General features: G+C 59.1%; 19 protein-coding genes. 8 read left to right on the top strand and 11 right to left on the bottom strand.

All coding sequences use genetic code 11. The features are described 5' to 3' along the window. Nucleotides 1–8: 8 nt before the first annotated feature. The 3 genes from ACODTO_RS06075 to ACODTO_RS06065 all read left to right on the top strand — a co-directional run bounded on the left by ACODTO_RS06075 (nt 9) and on the right by ACODTO_RS06065 (nt 3,045). Nucleotides 9–815, top strand: coding sequence for a TatD family hydrolase (locus ACODTO_RS06075; protein ID WP_175362962.1), 807 nt, complete (start codon nt 9–11; stop codon nt 813–815). A gap of 232 nt (nt 816–1,047) precedes the next feature. Then, on the top strand, nt 1,048–2,529 hold the full coding sequence (locus ACODTO_RS06070) for a methyl-accepting chemotaxis protein (RefSeq protein WP_175362963.1): 1,482 nt from the start codon (nt 1,048–1,050) through the stop codon (nt 2,527–2,529). Between the two features lie 309 nt (nt 2,530–2,838). Next, a complete protein-coding gene (locus ACODTO_RS06065) occupies nt 2,839–3,045 on the top strand; it encodes a hypothetical protein (protein ID WP_489106087.1) in 207 nt (68 codons plus the stop codon). A 13-nt stretch (nt 3,046–3,058) separates the two neighbouring features. Here the strand turns inward: ACODTO_RS06065 and ACODTO_RS06060 are convergent, their stop codons facing one another. The 3 genes from ACODTO_RS06060 to ACODTO_RS06050 all read right to left on the bottom strand — a co-directional run bounded on the left by ACODTO_RS06060 (nt 3,059) and on the right by ACODTO_RS06050 (nt 5,166). Continuing rightward, a complete protein-coding gene (locus ACODTO_RS06060) occupies nt 3,059–3,856 on the bottom strand; it encodes an acyl-CoA thioesterase (protein WP_139647049.1) in 798 nt (265 codons plus the stop codon). A 150-nt stretch (nt 3,857–4,006) separates the two neighbouring features. After that, complete coding sequence (locus ACODTO_RS06055; protein WP_489106086.1) at nt 4,007–4,768, bottom strand: CHAD domain-containing protein; 762 nt, start codon at nt 4,766–4,768, stop codon at nt 4,007–4,009. Nucleotides 4,769–4,875: 107 nt separating this feature from the next. Beyond that, on the bottom strand, nt 4,876–5,166 hold the full coding sequence (locus ACODTO_RS06050; RefSeq protein WP_024778753.1) for a hypothetical protein: 291 nt from the start codon (nt 5,164–5,166) through the stop codon (nt 4,876–4,878). Between the two features lie 207 nt (nt 5,167–5,373). Here ACODTO_RS06050 and ACODTO_RS06045 point away from each other — a divergent pair, with 207 nt between their 5' ends. Beyond that, on the top strand, nt 5,374–6,411 hold the full coding sequence (locus ACODTO_RS06045; protein WP_139647053.1) for a patatin-like phospholipase family protein: 1,038 nt from the start codon (nt 5,374–5,376) through the stop codon (nt 6,409–6,411). A 174-nt stretch (nt 6,412–6,585) separates the two neighbouring features. Here the strand turns inward: ACODTO_RS06045 and ACODTO_RS06040 are convergent, their stop codons facing one another. The 6 genes from ACODTO_RS06040 to kdpF form a co-directional block, all read right to left on the bottom strand. After that, a complete protein-coding gene (locus ACODTO_RS06040; RefSeq protein WP_175385968.1) occupies nt 6,586–7,284 on the bottom strand; it encodes a response regulator in 699 nt (232 codons plus the stop codon). 47 nt (nt 7,285–7,331) lie between these two features. Continuing rightward, nucleotides 7,332–9,983: a DUF4118 domain-containing protein gene (locus ACODTO_RS06035; protein WP_489106085.1), complete on the bottom strand. Its 2,652-nt coding sequence runs from the start codon at nt 9,981–9,983 to the stop codon at nt 7,332–7,334. Between the two features lie 160 nt (nt 9,984–10,143). Beyond that, nucleotides 10,144–10,689, bottom strand: a complete 546-nt coding sequence (kdpC, locus tag ACODTO_RS06030) for a potassium-transporting ATPase subunit KdpC (protein ID WP_489106084.1) — start codon at nt 10,687–10,689, stop codon at nt 10,144–10,146. A gap of 54 nt (nt 10,690–10,743) precedes the next feature. Further along, a complete protein-coding gene (gene kdpB, locus ACODTO_RS06025; RefSeq protein ID WP_489106083.1) occupies nt 10,744–12,798 on the bottom strand; it encodes a potassium-transporting ATPase subunit KdpB in 2,055 nt (684 codons plus the stop codon). A gap of 7 nt (nt 12,799–12,805) precedes the next feature. After that, nucleotides 12,806–14,500, bottom strand: coding sequence for a potassium-transporting ATPase subunit KdpA (kdpA, locus tag ACODTO_RS06020; RefSeq protein WP_489106082.1), 1,695 nt, complete (start codon nt 14,498–14,500; stop codon nt 12,806–12,808). A gap of 8 nt (nt 14,501–14,508) precedes the next feature. After that, a complete protein-coding gene (gene kdpF / locus ACODTO_RS06015) occupies nt 14,509–14,598 on the bottom strand; it encodes a K(+)-transporting ATPase subunit F (protein WP_003218754.1) in 90 nt (29 codons plus the stop codon). Between the two features lie 257 nt (nt 14,599–14,855). Here kdpF and ACODTO_RS06010 point away from each other — a divergent pair, with 257 nt between their 5' ends. Continuing rightward, on the top strand, nt 14,856–15,023 hold the full coding sequence (locus tag ACODTO_RS06010) for a DUF2897 family protein (RefSeq protein ID WP_003183831.1): 168 nt from the start codon (nt 14,856–14,858) through the stop codon (nt 15,021–15,023). 80 nt (nt 15,024–15,103) lie between these two features. Here the strand turns inward: ACODTO_RS06010 and ACODTO_RS06005 are convergent, their stop codons facing one another. Then, nucleotides 15,104–15,955 carry an urea carboxylase-associated family protein gene (locus tag ACODTO_RS06005; protein WP_175385963.1) on the bottom strand — a complete coding sequence of 284 codons (852 nt, stop codon included), beginning with the start codon at nt 15,953–15,955 and terminating at the stop codon, nt 15,104–15,106. A gap of 227 nt (nt 15,956–16,182) precedes the next feature. Beyond that, nucleotides 16,183–17,826 (bottom strand): hypothetical protein, encoded by a 1,644-nt coding sequence (locus tag ACODTO_RS06000; RefSeq protein WP_489106081.1) that lies wholly within the window; start codon nt 17,824–17,826, stop codon nt 16,183–16,185. Between the two features lie 761 nt (nt 17,827–18,587). Here ACODTO_RS06000 and ACODTO_RS05995 point away from each other — a divergent pair. The 3 genes from ACODTO_RS05995 to ACODTO_RS05985 are packed head-to-tail and all read left to right on the top strand — an operon-like array spanning nt 18,588 to nt 21,063. Beyond that, on the top strand, nt 18,588–19,538 hold the full coding sequence (locus tag ACODTO_RS05995; protein WP_175385962.1) for a glycosyltransferase family 2 protein: 951 nt from the start codon (nt 18,588–18,590) through the stop codon (nt 19,536–19,538). Between the two features lie 2 nt (nt 19,539–19,540). Continuing rightward, nucleotides 19,541–20,437 (top strand): DapH/DapD/GlmU-related protein, encoded by an 897-nt coding sequence (locus tag ACODTO_RS05990; RefSeq protein WP_175385961.1) that lies wholly within the window; start codon nt 19,541–19,543, stop codon nt 20,435–20,437. Then, a complete protein-coding gene (locus ACODTO_RS05985; RefSeq protein WP_489106080.1) occupies nt 20,437–21,063 on the top strand; it encodes a hypothetical protein in 627 nt (208 codons plus the stop codon). Before ACODTO_RS05990 ends, ACODTO_RS05985 begins: the two co-directional genes overlap by 1 nt. The last annotated feature ends 252 nt before the right edge of the window (nt 21,064–21,315 follow it).

Below are 21,315 nucleotides of genomic sequence, written 5' to 3'. Positions count from 1 at the left end.
GTAGCACCATGCAACTCATCGATATCGGCGTCAACCTGACCAACCCCAGTTTCGCCGACAAACAGCAGGCAGTGCTTGAGCGCGCCTATGAAGCAGGGGTCTGCCAACTGGTATTGACCGGCACCAGCATCGAGGGCAGCGAACAGGCTCTCGAGCTGTGCCAACAGTTGGATGAGACCGGCGAGCGCCTGTTCTCCACCGCCGGCATCCATCCCCACAGCGCCAGCGACTGGACAGCCGACAGCGCCCGGCACCTCAAGGACCTGCTGAAGCAAAGCCACGTCCGTGCCGTTGGAGAATGCGGACTGGATTTCAACCGGGACTTCTCCCCTCGCCCACAACAGGAGAAAGTCCTGGAAGAACACCTCGCCCTGGCGGCGGAACTGCAACTTCCAGTCTTTCTTCACGAACGCGACGCCGACCAGCGCTTACTGGAGATTTTGCGGGATTTCCGCGACCGTCTGCCGGCTGCGGTGGTGCATTGCTTTACCGGTGAGAAAAAGGCGCTGTTCAACTACCTGGACCTGGACCTGCACATCGGCATCACCGGCTGGATCTGCGATGAACGCCGGGGCACGCATCTGCACCCGTTGGTACGCGAAATCCCCCGCGGCCGGCTGATGCTCGAAAGCGATGCGCCCTACCTGCTGCCCCGCACCCTGCGTCCCAAACCGAAGAACGGGCGCAACGAGCCGGCCTACCTGACCGAAGTCTTGCGGGAAATCGCCTTGCATCGAGGCGAAACCCAAGAAGACCTGGCCGCTCACAGCACAGCATGTGCGCGGGCGTTTTTCGGGCTGCCCACGATCTCCTGAGCCCCCGAAATCCCTTGCGGGAGCGAGCCTGCTCGCGATAGCAGTGAATCAGCTTGCAAGTCAGTGGCTGACACTCCGCTATCGCGAGCAGGCTCGCTCCCACAGGGAATCCGGGCCAGCCCATGGCTCCTAGCACCAGGTCTGTTGACCCACATCAACACTCCACCTCCCGGGATAGCGGCAAAATAATGGCACCTTGCCAAAACTGTTTCCGCTATCAGAGAAGACCTCCATGGGTGCCTGGCTTAGCAATATCTCGCTGAAATACAAATTCTGGGCGGTCAACGCGGTCGCCTTTGTAACCACCTTGCTGCTCGTGCTCTATGCACTGCAGCTTGAACAACAGGCCCGCAATGATGCGGCCCGGGTGAATGCCCAGGCCCAGGCGCGCCTGCTCAGTGCCTGGCCCGCCGGGCAAGCATTGCCCAGGGCCGATAACCTGCTGGCGTTCAAGCAAGGCCAGGCGCCCGCGCTCAACGGTCAGTCGTTGCCTTCACTGGCGCAGGCGCAGGGCTGGGTCGATCTGGACTCCAAACCGCTCGTCGGCAATCAGCCGTTGCTGGGCGCTGACGTCATCCGACGCGGCGACGGCCAACAACTCGCCGTCCTGGCCCAGGGCGCAAGCCTGAGCCAGGTACTCGGCGAGCGTTTCAGCCAATACGCCGTGGCGGTGTTCGTGTTGATGCTGGCCATGCTGGGCGCGTCGCAATTGTTGATCCGCTTTCTGTTGAGCCAGCTCAACACCCTGAAGGACGTGATGCTGCATGTGGAGAAGACCGGCGATCTGTCCGCCCGCGTGCCCCTGGCCTGCAAGGATGAAGTGGGCCAGATGGCCGCCGCATTCAATGCCATGCAAGCCGGTTATCAACGGGTGGTCGATACCGTGGCCAGCACGGCCCGCCAACTGGACAGTGGCGCGGCACGATTGGCCTCGAGCATGAGCGAGGTTCGCCACGGCATGCTTGGGCAGCAGAGCGAAACCGACCAGGCGGCGACGGCGATCAACGAGATGTCCGCCACGGTGTATCACATCGCCCAACATGCCGGCGCCACTCGCGACCTGTCGAAAGCCGCCGACACCCTGGCCGGCAATGGCCGTAATGTGGTCAATCGTGTTGAGCAGTCAATCACCGGCCTCTCCTCCGGGGTGCAGCAGACCGCCGAAATGATCCAGCGCCTGGCCGAAGACAGCCAGAAGATCAACAGCGTGGTCAGCGTGATTCACAGCATCGCGGAGCAAACCAACCTGCTGGCCCTCAACGCCGCCATCGAAGCCGCGCGGGCCGGGGAAATGGGCCGGGGTTTCGCCGTGGTAGCCGACGAGGTACGCAACCTCGCCAAACGGGTGCAAATCTCAACAGATGAAATCACCACCATGGTGTCGGCCCTGCAGGCGGGCACCCAGGACGCGGTGGACTTCATGCAGGAAAGCTCCTACAAAGCCGACGATTGCGTACAACAGGCCCGCGAGGCCGGCGAGGCATTGGCGCAGATCACCGACGCGGTGGCCCAGATGCGCGAGAGCAATACCCAGATCGCCGTCGCGGCCGAGCAGCAAAGCCAGGTTGCCGAGGAAATGAACCGGGCGGTGGTGGGCATTCGCGACGTCACTGAAAACACCGTGCGCCAGACCGTGGACTCGGCCACGACCAGCCATGAACTGGCGACCCTGGCGGGTGAATTGAGCAAGGCGATCGGGCAGCTCAGACTCTGAGACCGCCGTCGCGGGCAAGCCTTGCTCCCACAAAGGAATGTGGACGATGGAGAGGCAAGCCCTACCCCACAAAGAAAATGTGGACCTGTGGAGAGGCGAGCCCTACCCCACAAAGAAAATGTGGACCTGTGGAGAGGTAAACTTCATCCCATAAAGGACACATGGACCTGTGGGAGCAAGGCTTGCCCGCGATTGCTTCATCCGAGAACTGACTCGGATCTATCGCTCCCATAGCCAACCGCGATTCGCCGCCCTGCCCCGCCATGCCTATTCTTGTATCAACAGATGTCAGGCATAAGGAGCAGCATCATGCACAAACGTCACCCTACCCTCGCAGGCTGGCAATGGCACGCCTTCAACCCAACCCATCTGGCGTTGCAACTGATCGCCGTGCCCTTGCTCATCATCGCATCGCTGCTGATCATCTCGGGCGCGCTCAACCTGGACCTGGCGGACATCAGCATCGGCATCATCGCTGTATTCGCCTCACTGGGACTGCTGCACCACACTCATTGAGCGCCCACATACCTCAGCCGAAAATCGTCACCGTCTGCCGGCTCATGGCGATCAGGCGGCCATCGGCGCTCCAGAACTTCGCAGCGACGTGACCGTAGCCGTCCTGGGCGTGCTCGATCTCGGCCAGGTACTTGCACCAGTCCAACGTCGTGAGCGCCAGCACCGGTTGGACGAATTCGATGGTCCAGGTCAGCGTGCTACCCGGCGCCATCTGTGTCAGGTGCGGCAGTAACGCGGGCGGCCAGGCATCCACCAACGCGAGGATGTGGGCCTCGTTGAGCGGCTCTTCCTTTACATCCCCACGCAACCGTACCCAACCACCCATGCTGCGTGATTTATTGCCGGTGAATGGCAGACCACCGACACTCCAGCACATCGCCAGGTGCCGCATGAACTCCGGCGTGCCACCCTTGATATAAGGCAGCTCCTGGCATTGCTCGATGCTTTTGAACTCAGGCGCAGGGTCGGCCTGCACCGCCACCACGGAAGAGCGCGATGCACCGAAGCTGCCTTGCACCACGGTCACCACCTGGCCGTTCTGCACAGCGCGTCCCTGCACCTGGCTGACCGCCTTGCCTTCGCGCAGCACTTCGACTTCAAAACTGACGGGCACGTCCGGTTCGACCGGGCCGACGAAGGTGATCGCCAGTGAACGCACCGGACGATCCGCCGGCACCCGTGCGCGCATCGCCTCATACTGCAGCGCCGCCACCAGCCCACCAAAAGTGGCGCGTCCCTGCCCCCATTCGGGTGCGATGGTCACGGCGCCAGGCTGACGGCGCACAGCATCGATCAAATCGGAAAAGCGCATGGCAACCTCGAAAGCATGGGAGAAAGATGAAGGAATCTTAACCAGCCGGGATAAACGACACAGCGCTCATTCCGGCCAAAGAGGCTGACAGATAGGCCGCCACACTTTAATCAACGCACAGAGCATTGTGGGAGATAGAGGGTGGTTTTTTCAGGATTTCTCGAAGCAGCTCGCGATCAGCTTATCGAGCACCTTGTCAGCCTTGGCTTCGGCCTCGCTCATGGTAGTGCGCCAGACCGGCACACAGGGTTGCAGGTCGTGTTCCCGTTCAGCCTGGGCCAGCCATTGCCAGCAGTCGTGCCAATCGCCCAGGGCGCCTTGGGCGGACTTGAGCCGCGGCATGGCCGCTTCCGGCAGTCGATCGAGCTCCGGGTAGGCTTCGATCGCATAGCGCACGCGCTTGATCAGCAGCCGCAACCGGTGGCGGTCATGGGCCGGATCACGCAACGCTTCACCGAGTTGTTTCCATTGTTTGTCCAGGCGTTTTTCAATGCGTTTGCGCAATCCCTTGAGCAGCCCCTGACGCTGGGCCGCGCGAATGAAGCGCGGGAATGCATCAAGGATCATCAACAGCTGCGCCAACTCCCGGCTCGCGGCCACGGCAGGATAGGCCTCGGCCATCTGCAGCCGACGCCGTTGCGCGGCATCGGTGTTGTCGTGCTGTTCAAGATAAGCTGCCAGCACTTCCCGGTCACGCAACGGCGTGGTCAGGGTTCCAACCGCCGAAGCGGCTGTTTCCAGCTGTTCGACACCCGGCAAGCCGCGCAATGGGCGGAGCAAGCTGCGCAAACGGCGAACCGTGGTCCGCAGGTCATGCAGCGCTTCACTGTCGGTATGGGCATTCAAGCGGGCCTGGCAGGCCAGCAGGCGGACTTCCAGCCCGACGATCCGGGCCACCAGCCTATCAATCATGGGGGGCGTACTCCGTACAGCAGCTTCAAGTGGCGAGCTGCAAGCCACAAGTGAGGGTCACGTCGTGCCGCTCTCTTGCAGCTTACAGTCTATAGCAGCCGCTGCTTTTATCGTCCCGCACGGGACTCGCGGATGTAGAAGCGAGCTTTCTCGGCCTTTCTGGAGCAGCCTTCGAACGCTTCGAACTGCTGCTGGGTCTTGGCACCGGTCAGCAGCGACAGCGCCTTGGAGTAACTGACAGTACCGGCAAAACCTTCGGCCTTGGCCAGGTCCAGTTCATGCCAGGCGGCGTCAAGCTGGGTGCCGCAGCTGTCACGATAAGCTGTTTTGCCTGCGCAACCGGCCAGGGCCAGAACCATCAGGGATGCTACTAGGGGCAGGCAGATCCGGGCTTTCATCATTACACCTCAGTCAGGTCAAACAGTCGTGCTGGTAAGACGGTCGCAAAGGCGAAAAGTGCCTTGGCCGGACCGCCTTAATTCAAGTGTGGGCGAGCATACAAAAATGTCACCCCAGCGTGTCAAAAAACGACGCTGATGCCACAACGATTGAGCCGGAGCCTCGATCAGTGCATTGTTGAAGTCTGTTCGACAAGAGGCCAGGTCATGACAAAACGTGTCGCATTGGTATTGGGTTCGGGCGGCGCCCGGGGCTACGCCCATATCGGGGTGATCGAGGAAATCGAACGACGTGGCTACGACATTGCCTGCATCGCCGGTTGCTCGATGGGCGCTGTAGTGGGCGGGATCTATGCCGCCGGCAAGCTCAGGGACTACCGCAACTGGATCGAAAGCCTGGATTACCTCGACGTCCTCCGGCTGGTGGATGTCAGTTTTCGCCTCGGTGCAATCCGCGGTGAAAAAGTCTTCGGACAGATCCGTAAGATCGTCGGCGAACTCAATATCGAAGACCTGCGCATTCCCTACACCGCCGTAGCCACGGACCTGACCAACCAACAGGAAATCTGGTTCCAGGAAGGTTGCCTGCATCAGGCAATGCGCGCTTCGGCGGCGATTCCCAGCCTGTTCACACCAGTGATGCAAGGCAATCGCATGCTGGTGGATGGTGGCCTGCTCAATCCGCTGCCGATCGTGCCGGTAGTATCGAGTCACTGTGACCTGATCATCGCAGTCAACCTCAATGCCACCAACCAGCGACAATACAGTCTGCCGGTCATCCCACGTCCGGCCGCGTTCAGGAGCCGATTCGACAATCTAATCAGTTCCCTGGGGTCGAAATTGCCCTTTCGGCGCAAGCAGGCCGAGCAGTTGTTACTGCTGGAACAAGAAGCGTTGAAGGCCGAGGCCGCCGACATCAACCCCTGGCTCGAATCCGCCGAGCCTGAAGGCCAGCAACCAGCAGCCGCGCCCGAGACTGAAGGCGCACCGAAGTCCGCCACCGGTTCGTTCATCATCGATAACGTCGGCCCGGCCTCGTTGCTGGATTTGATCAACCAGAGTTTCGAGGTAATGCAAACCTCGTTGGCCCAATACAAGATCGCCGGGTATCCCCCGGATGTACTGATCAACGTGCCGAAACGGGTGTGCCGGTTCTTCGAGTTCTACAAGGCGCCGGAGTTGATCGCCCTGGGGCGGGAGATTGCCAGTGACACCCTGGATCGGTATGAAAGTGAACAGAGCTGAAGCAACACCTTGATCCTGTGGCGAGGGGATTTATCCCCGTTGGGGTGCGAAGCAGCCCTAAAATCAGGCAACTCGGTTTGCCAGCTTTATCGAGTCGACGGGTTTGGGGGCGCTTTGCACCCCAGCGGGGATAAATCCCCTCGCCACAACAGTGCTTGGCTGAAGACCGAGAGGTTAAAACCCACCCTCTCCCAACAATCGATACCCCACCCCCGCCTCGGTCGCAATGAACCGGGGACGCGTCGGGTCGTCCGCCAGTTTTTGACGCAGGTGGCCGACCACGATGCGCAGATAGTGACTGTCCTCGGTGTGGGTCGGGCCCCAGATATCCTTGAGCAACTGTTGTTGGGTGATGACCCGTCCGGGGTGCCGCGCCAGTTGTGCCAGCACGGCATATTCCTTGCGGGTGAGAGCCACTTCGGCGCCGTCCAGCAATACCCGTCGATAGGCCAGGTCCACCGTCAGCGGACCGAACGTCAGCGCCGCTTCCCGAGCCTCGCCTGCCGGTGCCTGGCGCAAGAGGGCGCGGACGCGGGCGAGGAACTCCTGGATGCCGAACGGCTTGGTCACGTAATCGTTGGCGCCGTTGTCCAGCGCCTCGACTTTCTGGGCTTCACTGGCTCGCACCGAGAGCACCAGCACCGGCACCGTCGACCATTGGCGGAACTCGCACAGCACCTGCTGACCATCCATGTCAGGCAGGCCCAGGTCGAGCACCAGCAGATCAGGCTTGTTCAATGCAGCCTGGGCCAGGCCGTCGGCCCCTGTACCGGCCTCCAGCACCTTGTAGCCCTGGGAGACCAGGCTGATGCGCAGGAATTTGCGGATCTGCGGCTCATCATCGATGACCAGGAGGGTCGCGGTTTGGTTCATGGGTTCGGTTCACTGAAAATCAATGGCAGAGAGTAAAGCAGCCCGGCTCAAGCTTCATCGTCCATGTCCGGTTGTGCCTGCAATGGCAGATGCAGGGTGATGCAGGTGCCGCGCCCGTCGATGCCATCGCCCACGCTGATCCGCCCACCATGGGCGCCCACCATGCCCTGACAGATCGCCAGCCCCAACCCCGTGCCCTGCCCGCCCCGATCGCCGCGCGCAGCGGTGTAGAACATGTCGAAGATTTTCTCCCGTTCTTGCTCGGGAATCCCCGGCCCTTCATCAGCCACGGCAAACAACACTTCGCTGTCCGTCGTGCCTGCACTCAGTTGCAGGCGCCCGTGAGCCGGCGAAAAACGCGCGGCATTCTCCAGCACATTCACCAGGGCCTGTTCGATCAGCGCCGCGTGGACATGCAGCAATGGCAAATGAGCGGGCACTTCGACGCTGACCATCAGCGGCGCCAGCACCGCCCTCAGACGATTCAGTGCACTGCCGACGATATCCGCCGGGGCCACCCAGTCCCGCGCCAGTTTCAGGGCGCCGTGGCCGAGACGGGTCATGTCCAGCAGGTTCTGGATGTAGCGGTCCAGACGCTCGGCTTCATCGCGGGTGCCTTCGAGCAATTCGCGACGATCCGCCAGCGGGATCGCCTCCCCCAACGCCAACAGGCTGTCGATGCTGCCACGCATGGCGGTCAGCGGCGTGCGCAGATCATGGGAGACCGAGGCGAGCAAGGCGCTGCGCAGTTGCTCGGTCTCGCCGTGCAGACGCGCCGCCTCGAGGTCCTGCGCCAACTGCGCCCGGGCCAGCGCCTGGGCCAGGGGCTGACTGAGGGCCGCCAACCAGCGCCGACGTTGACCGCTCAAGGGGCTGTCGTCTTTCGAACGCACGCCCAGCAACGCCAGCGGTCCACCCTCCACCGACAATGGCCACCACCACCAGCGCCCGAGGGGCAGTGTCCCGGTACCGGCGCCGGCCGGCTGGTCGTGCTGCCAGGCCCAATCGGCCGCCGCGCGTTCGGCCTCGACGAACGTCAGCGACTCAGCAGTCTCGACCTTCCAGCCACTCTGGCCTTCTCGATTGAGCAGGCATAGCTGCAAGTCGTGCCAGCCGTTGAAGTGCTGCGCGGCGGCACTGATCACGGCCTGGCGGTCGGTGGCAGCCGTGAGCTTGCGGGACAGATCGAGCAATTCGCCGGTTTCCTGCTGGGTGTCGCGCAGCACCTGCAACTGTCTACGTTGGCGGGCAGCAAGATTGCCGGTCAGCGCCGCCATCAGCAGAAAGAACACCAACGTCAACACATCTTCCTCACGCTGGATGGTGAAGGAAAAGTTCGGCGGGATGAACAGAAAATCGTAGGCCAGGAACGACAGCGCCGCGCAGGCCAAGGCCGGGCCGAGGCTGCTGCGCACCGCTACCAGCAAGACCGCCATCAGAAACACCAGGGAGATATTGGGCAACGCCAGCAGCCCGGAAATGCCCCAGGCCAACGCACTGGCCACCACGGTCGCCAGCAACGCCAACACGTAGTCGAAGCCGGTCTGGACGCGGCTTGAATAAACGCGGGCGGGACGCAGTTGTTCATCGCTGTCCAGTACATTGATCTCCAGCCCCCTGGCATCGCGCAACAAGCGTGAGGCCAGGCCTCCGCCAAACCATCGCCTGCGCAGGCGTGGTCGGGACTGCCCTACCAGGAGCAGAGTGGCCCGACGCTCGATGGCATGTTGAACCAGGGTCCTGGCTACTTCGCCGGCCCGCAACAACACCACTTCGCCGCCCAGACGTTCCGCCAGTTGCTGGGCGTTTTGCAGGCGCTGGCGCGAGGCCTCGTCCCGGGCGCCACCGTTGTCCACATGCACCAGGCTCCACGGCAGATGCCGACGCTGAGCGACGCGGCTGGCATGGCGCACCAGGCGCTCGGCTTGGGCGTCGCCGTTCACCCCCACCAGTAACCGCCCCCGCACCACCGGAGCGGCCTGCCCCAGTTGTCGATAGCCCAGCGCCAGATCGTTGTCCACTTGCGCGGCGGCGGTCTGCATCGCCAGCTCACGCAGGGCCGTCAGGTTGGTCTGGGTGAAGAAAGCGTCGATTGCCGCGCGGGCCTGCTCCGGTACATAGACCTTGCCATCGCGCAGGCGCTCCAGCAGTTCACGGGGCGGCAGGTCGATCAGCAGCAGTTCATCGGCCTCCTGCAGGACCCAATCCGGCAGCGTTTCGCGAACCTGCACCCCGGTGATGCCGCGCACCTGGTCATTGAGGCTTTCCAGGTGCTGCACATTGACGGTGGTGTAGACGTCGATGCCGGCAGCAAGCAGCTCTTGAATGTCTTGCCAGCGCTTGGCGTGGCGACTGCCGGGGGCATTGCTGTGGGCCAGTTCGTCCACCAGCACCAGCTTTGGCCGGGCGGCGAGCAGACCGTCGAGGTCCATCTCCTCGAGCATCACGCCCCGGTACTGGGAGCGCACCAAAGGCTGTTGTACCAGGCCGCCGAGCAAGGCTTCGGTTTCGGCTCGACCGTGTGTCTCTACCACACCGGCGATGACCTTCACGTTCTGCCGCAACTGGGTGTGGGCCGCTTGCAACATGGCGAAGGTCTTGCCAACACCCGGTGCCGCGCCAAGAAAGACCTTGAGCCGACCACGGCCAGCGCGGGGCAGATTGGCTAACAGGGCATCGGCGCGGCCGGAGTCGCTCATGGTGTGGTTCTCTTGCTTTCGGGTACTGAGGGCACGCCCATTCTCACAGGCTCCATGGACCCCTTGTGGGAGCGAGCCTGCTCGCGATGACGATGTATCAGCTTGCAGATGTGTGACTGATACACCGCTATCGCGAGCAGGCTCGCTCCCACAAAGGGGGTTACAGCTTTTCCAGCGCCAGGTTCAACGCCAGCACATTCACCACCGGCGGCCCCACCAGAGGTTGCTCGATGTGAGTGTCGAGCAACTGCTGCAAGGTCGAGACCGGCAGGTTGCGCGCCGCGGCGACTCGCGCCAGTTGATAGGCAATCGCCGCCGGTGGCAAGTGCGGATCCAGCCCGCTGCCGGAAGTGGTCAACAGCGCCAGCGGCACCGGCCCTTGGCCCGGCACCAAAAGCGTGTGTGCATCATCGATTATCCGCGTGGCCAGGGCCGGACTGGTCGGGGAAAGGTTGCTCGCGCCGCTGGCAACCGTGGCGAAGGTGCCGGCCGAGGGACGTGGATGGAACCAGGCATCCCCCTGGAAATCCTGGGCGATCAGCAGTGAGCCGCGCACTTTGCCGTCGGCCCCCTCGACGAGGCTGCCGTTGGCCTGGACGGGGAAGGCGATTTGCGCCACGCCCGTAACCAGCAGCGGGTAGGCGACCCCGGTGATCAACGTCATCAGGAGTAGCAGGCTCAAGGCCGGGCGAACTAATCTGAACATTCCAAAATCCTCAGTTGAAAACACATCTGTGGCGAGCAGACAGCAGTAACGGGCTCAAACCAGCCCCAATGCCGTCAACAACATATCGATCGCCTTGATCCCCACGAACGGCACCACGATCCCGCCCAAGCCGTAGATCAGCAGGTTGCGCCGCAGTAGCGCCGCCGCGCTCGCCGCCTGCACCCGCACGCCGCGCAGGGCCAAGGGGATCAGCACCACGATGATCAGCGCGTTGAACACAATGGCCGAGAGAATGGCGCTCTGCGGGCTGCTCAGGTGCATCACGTTCAACACGCCGAGCTGTGGATAAATCGAAGCGAACAATGCCGGCAGGATCGCGAAGTATTTGGCGACGTCATTGGCGATGGAAAAGGTGGTCAGTGCCCCACGGGTGACCAGCAGTTCCTTGCCGATCTGCACCACGTCCAGCAACTTGGTCGGATCGCTGTCGAGGTCGACCATGTTGGCCGCCTCCCGCGCCGCTTGCGTGCCGTCGTTCATCGCCATGCCGACATCGGCCTGGGCCAGGGCCGGAGCGTCGTTGGCGCCATCGCCGCACATGGCGACCAGCCGACCGTCATTCTGCTCATGGCGGATACGCGCCAGTTTTTTCTCCGGCGTGGCCTCGGCCAGCACGTCGTCGACGCCCGCCTCGGCGGCAATCGCGGCCGCGGTCAATGGGTTGTCGCCAGTGACCATCACAGTACGAATCCCCAGCTTGCGCAGCTCGGCGAAACGCTCGCGGATACCCGGCTTGACCACATCCTTGAGATGGATGGCGCCCAGCAGCTTGCCGTCCACGCACACCAATAAGGGCGTGCCGCCGCTCTGGGCGATCTTGTCGACCTCTTGGGCAAGCATCGACGGCAACTGGTTGCGCGGCAGGCCAATAAAACCCAGCAGCGAATCCACCGCCCCCTTGCGGTATACCCGCCCCTGATGATCGACACCGGACAAACGGGTTTCAGCGCTGAACGGTACCGCCGTCAGCGATTGCAAGGCAGGCTCGGGCTGCGGATGCAAAGCCCGCAGGTATTCCACAATGGACTTGCCTTCCGCCGTGTCGTCCGCCAACGAGGCCAACAACGCGCCTTCAGCCAGCGCCTTGATGCTCACACCAGGGGCGGCATGAACCGCTGCACAACGACGATTGCCGAACGTGATGGTGCCGGTCTTGTCCAGCATCAGCACGTGCACATCCCCCGCCGCTTCCACCGCGCGACCGGATTTGGCGATCACGTTCAGGCGCACTAGCCGATCCATCCCGGCGATGCCGATGGCCGACAGCAACCCGCCGATGGTGGTGGGAATCAACGTGACCAGCAGCGCCACCAGGAACACCAGAGGCAGGCTGCCGTTGGCAAAGTGGGCGAACGGTTGCAGCGTCACCACCACCAACAGGAAGATCAGGGTCAGGCCAATCAACAAGATATCCAGCGCCACCTCGTTCGGCGTCTTCTGCCGCTTGGCGCCTTCGACAAGGGCGATCATGCGGTCCATGGTCGACTCGCCGGGGTTGCTGGTAATGCGCACCAGCAACCAGTCGGAGACCAACCGCGTGTTGCCGGTGACCGCCGAACGATCACCGCCGGATTCACGAATGACCGGTGCAGACTCACCAGTGATCGCCGCCTCGTTGACCGCGGCAATGCCTTCGATCACCTCGCCGTCGCCCGGAATCATCTCCCCTGCCTCGACGCGCACCACATCGTCCTTGCGCAAACGGGTAGCGGGGACGACTTCAAACCCATTGACAGTCCGGCGACGTGCGCTCAGGCCTTCGCTGCCAGCCTTGAGGCTGTCGGCCCGGGCCTTGCCGCGCCCTTCGGCCAGGGCCTCGGCGAAATTGGCGAACAGCACGGTGAACCAAAGCCAGAGCGCGATCTGCGCGGCAACGAACGTCGGCACGGCACTGTCGGGAATGAAGCACAGCACGGTGGTGAATACTGCCGTCAGCTCCACCACCAGCATCACCGGTGCACGGTGCAACTGACGCGGATCGAGTTTGACGAAAGCTTGTAGCAACGCCGGCCGCCACAGGGCGGAGATGGCGGTTTTCGCTTGCGGTGCCTGGGTGGTCACCGCTTGGGGTGCGGGCATATTCATCATCGGATCCTCAGAAGCCCATGCTCAGGTGTTCGGCAATCGGGCCCAGGGCCAGGGTCGGCAGGAAGGTCAGGCCGCCCACCAGCAAAATGGTCACGGTCAGCAAGGTCACGAACAGCGGGCCGTGGGTGGGGAAACTGTTCTGGCCGATCGGGGCGGTTTTCTTCAGCGCCAGGCTGCCGGCCAACGCCAGCACGGGCAGGATGTAGCCGAAACGGCCGATCAACATGCCCAGACCCAGCATCAGGTTATGGAATGGCGTGTTCGCACCAAATCCGCCGAATGCTGAACCGTTGTTGGCCCCCGCCGACGTGTAGGCGTACAGCAATTGACTGAAACCATGGGCACCGGGATTGCTCACCGCAGCGGCAGGCCCGGGCAGGCTTGCGGCCACGGCACCCAACACCAGCACGCTTACAGGCATGACCAACAGGGTCACCACCAGCAGTTGCACTTCCCGGGCGCCGAGTTTCTTGCCCAAATATTCCGGGGTACGGCCGATCATCAAGCCGGCCAGGAACACCGCGATCAGCACGTTCAGCAACATCCCGTAGAGCCCGGCCCCGACGCCACCGAAGATCACTTCGCCAACCATCATGTTCACCAGCGCGATCATGCCGCTGAGGGGGTTGAGGCTGTCGTGCATGGCGTTGACCGAGCCATTGGACGCCGCCGTAGTGGTCACCGACCACAGCACCGAGGCGGTGGTGCCAAAGCGCGACTCCTTGCCTTCCAGCGGTGCAACCTGCTCCACGGCCGCATCGGCCAATGCCGGATTGGGTTGGTACTCGGCCCACAACGAAGTCGCACCGCCGATCAAGAAAAGCGCGAGCATGCAGGCAATGATCGCCCGACTCTGACGCAGATCCTTGACGTAGTGGCCGAATGTGAACACCAGCGCAGCGGGAATCAGGATGATCGAAGCGAGCTCGAACACGTTGCTCCAGGCCGTCGGGTTCTCGAACGGATGCGCCGAGTTGACACCGAAGAAGCCACCGCCGTTGGTGCCCAATTGCTTGATCGCAATCTGGCTGGCCGCCGGGCCCAGCGGGATCACCTGGTCGGCGCCTTGCACCGTCACCCCGTGCACATAGTGCGCGAAGGTCTGCGGCACGCCCTGCCATACCAGAAACAACGCCAGCAACAGGCACAGCGGCAAGAGTCCATATAGGGTGGCACGGGTCATGTCGACCCAGAAATTGCCAAGGGTACTGGCCGATTTACGTCCGATCCCACGACACAGCGCCACCAGCACAGCCAGGCCGGTGGCGGCGCTGACAAAATTCTGCACGGTGAGGCCAATCATCTGGCTCAGGTAGCTCAGGGACGCTTCACCGCTGTAAGACTGCCAGTTGGTGTTGGTCATGAAACTCACGGCCGTATTGAAGGCCTGGGTCCATTCCATGCCGGGCAGTTGCTCGGTGTTGAGCGGCAAGTGCCTTTGCAACAGGAGAATTGCGAACAGCAACACGAAACCCGCCAGATTGAAGGCGAGCAAGGCCAGGGTGTATTTCTGCCAGGTCTGCTCGACCTGCGGATCCACCCCCGACAACCGATAGCAGCCTCGCTCCAGCGGCCCGAGAACCGGGGAAAGCCAGGTGCGCTGCCCTTCCATGACCTTGTAAAAGAACCGCCCGAGAAATGGAGCCGGGATCAGTACCAGCGCGAAAAAGGCAATGATCAGCCCGTAGTCATAACCGTGCATAACCGCTCCTAGTTCCGGTCTGCGCGCAACAGCGCAACCAGCAGATAAATGAACAGCGCCACTGCCAGCAGCAATGACACCCCGTCCAGGACACTCATGGGATTTCTCCGTGGTGCGGCGTCGTGCCGCGTGTGGAGTGATTGTCGGCAGGGAGGCTGTAAAGGAACGAGATCGAGGGTGGGGTCGAGGAATAAAGAATTCGTAAAAACGAACGATGGCCTACTGGCCGCGTCATGAGCTACATCCGGTAGAACAGGGGTAGTATTGAACCACTGCGAGCAACCTTCGCTCATAAGTGGTAGGTGTGGCGGATTGGGTGAACGACGCCCACTGGCCCGCCCTCAAGGAGAATCCTATGCCCTGGTATGCCTGGCTGATTTTGATCGTTGCAATCGGCTCGATCGTCGGAGGCCTGATGATGCTGCGCGACACCGCCAACAAGGTCGAACTGACTGATGAGCAACGCAAGCGCGTGGCCGAGAGGAATGCGGAGATGGATGCGAAGGAGGCAAAGGATCGTTGATGGCTTGAGCTGCGCACCGCTTTTTTGTGGCGAGGGGGATTTAGCGAAACGTCGCACTGCCCCTCGCCACAAAGGAAGTGTTATTTCTCCCAATCCGCCTTGGCAATCTGCAAGCCATGCATCCCCTTGTACGCCGCCCGTTCGGGCTGGCTCCAGCCTTCGAGTAACGCATCTTCCAACCGATAGATCTCCACGCCCAGCGGACGACAGACGCTGAGCGGATCCTGAGCATCCGGCCCCCACATCGCCAACGACAAGTCACCACCAGGGCAAGTGGATAAGGCGCATAGCAGATCGATCTCGGCAAAAAACTCCAGGTAGTCGCCCTTCTGCGCCGGACAGGCCTTCATGAAGTACATGTCGTCATGGTTGAGCCCGGTGCACTGGAAAATATTCAGCACATCGTGCACGTCGAACTCCGTAAGACCGTGAGGCAATACCGCACGGGTCAGGTTCGAATGACAGTGATGATGGAAATCCTCACCGGTCAGCATCCTGTTCACGTAGGGGTCACAACGGGTTCCCAGCAAATCGTGTAGCCGCCCGCCATGCTCGTCGATGCCGTAGCCGGCCAGGCTGTCATCGGTGATGGTCACCAGGGGTCTCAAGAAAGGCAGGTTCGACCAGAGTCGGTCATGAGTGCTGACATGAGCGCCTTGCAACTGCCGAGTGCGCGCCGCCCACAAGCGCTCCCGCGGATCGTGAGCGTTCCAAACGTTGAAATCGCCTACTTGCGGACCTACCGGGGTGGTGACGCGAAACACGTGGCCGGCCGGCACATGCCAGGCACGACCGGTGCGGATCGGCACCTCGAACTGCTCGATCAGCGTGCGTTTGTCCTGCTCGGCGCGGATGCGGTCGTAGAAGGGCTTGTCCACCTGCAGGGCCGAGCCTTTGCTGACTTGGTAGGCGGCTGGGTAGTCTTTGTACATGGCATTTGACCCTCATATCCAACGGTTGGGCGAGTAGCGTTCTCTAAGATAGCTTTGTCGAAAACAAATCGACGGCTAACGAACCTAAGGAACCATGTCAACACAACAAAAGCGATGGATAGTAAAAACCAACTATCCTATAAATACTCCTCGACATCATGTGGCTCAGGCTCCAGTGAAACTTCCTCCGCGTCCCGTCTCCGGGGCGCAGAGAACCGGTAGATTGCTCAGATATCCCCGAAATTTACACAACAGTAATCCATCTCGCCCATCTTCTGCATCGGTCGGAATTGAAGTGGCACCCATTCGCAGCGCGTAATCAGGCCTGGGCTATTTAACCCTTTTAGAAATGGCAACAGCCTGCCATTACTTAAATCGCCGCCATAGCCATACTCAGATACGTAGAGCACGTGGATCGGTTTCTTGTCGTTTAAAAAGGCAAAATACGTCATGTGATCCACGACGACGTTCTCCGCCGATCGTGCCGGGATGCCACACGATTGACCCAATCTTCTGATCGAGTCCAAATGGTCCCGAACGCCCAACACCGGAATCGAAAGTGGCTGCCCAGGCAAGCTCGATTGGGTGGAGGAGGAATTGCGTACTACGGCAGGAGTCACGAGGGTCAGCAGCGTAGTCATCGAGACTACTGACAACACCAACAATAACGAATAAGCAAATAGCACGGGTTTATTACCTAGCTTCGCTGGATGTCTGGAATGCATCAACAAAGTAGCGACGATGATGGACGCCGGCACGAATTGAAGGCCTGCATAAAAATTTTGCAGATTGTAAAAAAAAGCGTTGATTACATCCGCGCCGATCACGAGAAGCGCAAGCACGATAGGGCCACACACTTGCCGGCGAACCAAGTGCAACAAAAACATCCAGACCCCGAAAATGTGAGTCCCTATTACGAATGCATATAGAGAGTAATAGATGCCTAGATTGATATAGGGTAGAGCTTTAACGCCATCATCTATAGGAGGCAGCCAACCTGATTGAAAACTAGCACTAAAAATCAAATGCGCCAACATCCGATCGGGAAAGCTGATCAAGTTGTTATAGGCGGCGCTAATAAACGAAATGGGTGAGGAGAACAACATGCTGGGCAACAAAGTGTTCGCCGCCAACATTTTCTGAATACTCGGCGCATCCTGACAATCCGCTAACGCATTGAAATATTGAAAGAGTTGAACACATAGAACCACCCCAAATAACAGCAAACCATAGCGAACCAACTTATGATATGCCGCAGTTGCCAACCATACAGCCGTAAGCGCGAACGGCATATAGAACATGCTTTTCGGGTGGGAATAGAAAAAAATTGAGAGCAATAATGCCAACCCCAGGGCCATCGCAGCCTGGGCACTCGTAGACCTAGGCGTCCTGGGAAAAAGCGCTAATAAACAAAGCATCAAAATCGTCAGCATCAACAACTGTTCAGGACGTGCCATAACCCACAGATAAGGCAGAACACCTAATGAAGCTACTGCAACCAACCCAGCGAAACGTTGTAGAACACCCTCCGAATCACATGTCTGCTTCAGGCACCAATAAGCAAGCAGAGCAAACCAAATCAGTGATAGGAAAATTCCGCTCACCCTCAGTCCCATAGGGCCAAGGTGGGCATATAATCCCGATAACACCACACCGGCGGGATAAAATATCCATGAAACTGACCGCCCCGCCGTAGTGGCGCATTGCGGATAAAGAGTAACCGCATCCCCTCCCTCCAGGAAGAGCCTGGCAATTCTAAACTTAGTCATTACTTCGTCGGAGTAAACCGGAAGAAAAAAACCACTTAGCAGAGTGCCAAAAAACAACACTAAAACAACAATAGAAACTCCCTTACCTACAACAACTCTCATTCGCTCACACCTATTTAAATAAAAACGAAGCCCCATCTTGACCAATAAAACCCATAATCTGCAGCAACGATAGCTCGAACTCTACGCTTAATCCTACATTGCAAACTACCCACCAAGAAATCTTCTCCTCAAGGGGCGACCTTAGTGATGCCTGCGACATTGGCCACTGCGTTCACCACGCTGAGCACCAAACCTGACTCGTCGTCGACGAGTGAGCTTTGGCTCCGACATAGTACTGGTTACCTTGCTTGTTTGGGTGCATCTCTGGGTCGCGTTCACCATTTTCGTTCCTCGTGAAACTGGGCGCATGATTCCGCGTTCCGTCGATGAAGGTGTCTTGAAACGACGACAAGTCACGGCCTCCCATAGCCATTTATCACGCCAAGAGTTTCGCTCACCCGCTGGTCTGCTTGCGCTTGCCGGCGTGCTCGGCTTCGGCAAAGTCTTCTCCAGAGCTTCCCTGACCAGCTCCGCATCACACCACCGCCTGCCAATGCGCACCTTCCAACGAACGTTCGAAATAGCTTCTTCGTCATCGCGTCGAGAGGGTTGATCACGACCGCCTGAGGAGCAGGTTGTCGCTCCTTGGAGATCCCTGCCAGAGATACATTGATTGCGGCGGAAAAATTTGTCGGTATTGCACAGAAACGGGGCCAACGCTCACAAGCAGTGACACCTGCTGCCCCATCGTCTAAAATTTCCGTCTTTATAACCGAAGCGACCTATCATCGTACAATCCAATGGTCAGGGCGAGGCTCAAGGTGATTGATAAAACCGTTTCAGTTAGCTTAGTTGTACCCGTTTATAAAAGCGCAAGTACACTTCCGGAGTTTTATGCACGGGCAAGCGCCACACTCGATCAGATTTGCAACGACTGGGAAATAATTCTAATCGATGATGCGAGTCCGGATCAGACCTGGTGTGCCGCCCTGACACTTCACGAAAAAGATCCCAGAATCAAGATTGTTCGCTTCGCGAAGAACAAAGGGCAACAACATGCTACGCTTTGCGGCATCACTTATGCGCGCAAACGCTTTGTCGTTACTATTGATGATGACCTACAGTGCTTCCCTGAAGATCTTCCCTTGTTCATTGACCTACTTCAAGCGGGTTCGCATGTCGTCATTGGAAAGATTCCCAAAGCTGAAAAACAGCACAGCGCCTGGCGTAATTTGGCATCTCACCTCAACCAAAAACTGATTAGCAAGATACTTGGCAAGCCGACAAGTTTCGGCCTCTCGAGTTATAGAGCGATGAGCCAACAAGTGGCAAAACAGCTCGCCCGATATCAAGGTTCACATCCCCATGTCGCCGCAATGCTGTTCAACTCCGTGCCAGTAAACATGATGGCTAATGTGACTATTCGCCACGCGTCCCGGGCCGATGGAGGTCCGAGCACCTATACTCTTGGCAAGATGTTCAAAACGCTGTCGTTCCTTATCGTCAATTATTCACTTCTTCCCCTGCGATATGTCGTGATCTGGGGCTTTTTAGTCAGCGCATCGAGCATCCTGTTTGCTGTTTTTGTTTTGCTTCGAACCCTTCTGACTGACCACGTGGTGCCCGGATGGGCGTCACTGGCGATCCTGGTCTCATTCCTCGCTGGCAACATTCTTCTGGCCTTGGGCGTGCAAGGCGAATACCTCGGAAGATTGGTCGAAAACGCAACTGATCTTAGTCAGTTTCCAATTATTGAAGAACACGTAGAATAACAATGACATCTGCCTACCGCGTCATAGATTATTTCCCTGCTGAGCAGGTTTTAAACAGTGGTACCTTCACGCACCTCGACGAAATTGAAGCTCAAGCACCAGGCGCACTGGTGTATTGTCAGAATTTTCACTATCTATACAAAGCACTGAGCATGCCCAATGTGGCTTGCATCCTCTGCCCTGAAAATTTAAAAGATGAGGTATTGGCAACAGAAAAATCAATTGTATTCTGCACCGATCCTCGCACTGCCTTTTTTCACCTCTATAACCGTTTTGATGAAGAAACGACGCGCGTGACTGAACAAGCCTCCACCATTGGTGAAAACTGTACCGTGCACCCTAGCGCGATCATTTCGCCGTTGGCCAAGCTGGGTAACAATGTCGAAGTTTCAGCGAACGTTGTCATCGAAGGCCCTGTCGAGATCGGAGACAACGTTTTCATCGGTTCGAACGCCGTAGTGGGCGCTGAAGGCCTTATCACTTTACGCAACGGCGACGGCACATTGATGATGGTCAAGCATAAGGGTGGGGTACGCATTGGATCGGGCTGTCAAGTACTCGCTGGCGCGGTGATTGCACGTTCTTTATTCCAGCAACCGACCACCATCCACGATAATTGTCAGATTGGCATCATGACCAATATTGGTCACGGCGCGGTGATTGGAAAAAACTGCGTGGTCTCTGGCAACACCGTGGTCGCCGGGCGCTCCCGCTTGGGAGCAGGTGTATGGGTCGGTGCCTCCTGCTCCATCGCCCAGGGTTTGGTGATAGGGGATGCGGTACAAATAAAAATGGGCTCGGTGGTTATCAGCGACATCGCACCACATAGCGTTGTGTCCGGAAACTTCGCTATCAATCATAGGGCGAACATGACGGCCCATCTGGGGAGATTGAAGTGATGCACTCCATTGAACTCTCATTGGGTTTCAAGGGCAAACGGACTTATGTCCATGGCACCGACATGCTCAACGCCACGATGCAATCCATTATGGATAACACGCCGCACGCACGAGTCGAAAAGCTCGATTTCAAAATAGGCGCAATGACTAGCCATTTGCTCAATTGTTATTGGTGGCCAAAATCCACTCTCCAGGCACCAGCGGGTAAAGCTATCGCTAGCTTCACCTTTCACCTCGATGGTGTTGAACATGAGGGTAAATTGACTGAAGCCGAAGGATTTGCCGAAGATCGACGCGCCTATGACGAGTCACTGATAGAAAGCAACAGCCAATACTCCAATGCTAAGCATTCGATTAGCCTGACGAGCATGCCAGAAGGCTTTTCTTCGATAGAAGTGCTGATAGCCCTGAACAAGGTGTTACATCTCAAAGAACTACGCCTCCCCACCAATAGCCAGTGGGTTTTCTGTCGCTGGGAAAGCCCCAAATGGCCGTTGAACCATGACTTGAGCGGGGCAGAGCTGACACTGGAGCAAACGCTCGGTACTCGATTGACTCGCAGCAACATTCAGCTCAATGCAGAGCACATCGGGACAATCTACTTCAGTGCCCTCAACGTCGAGTAGCTTTTTCCGACCGGCATATGAGATTGGATCAGGGCCACCTTGGCAAGCCTATGACGCAGGCCCCGTGGCTCTTTCGCCTCCATGGGTTGTGTCATTCTGCAGATAGCAACAAGGAGCACCCTGTGCCGTATGGATTGTGGCAAAATCTCCATCGTTGAATTCAATTGCCGCAGACAATCTCGTCTACCGCTAGTAATTCCATCCAACCCCGAGCAGTACAAGCGCACCACCGGGGTGACTACGATTCCTGAG

It is taken from the genome of Pseudomonas sp. FG13 (genome assembly GCF_057809755.1).
The sequence above is the reverse complement of the archived record's forward strand: the minus strand, read 5'-3'. Positions and strand labels throughout refer to the sequence as shown.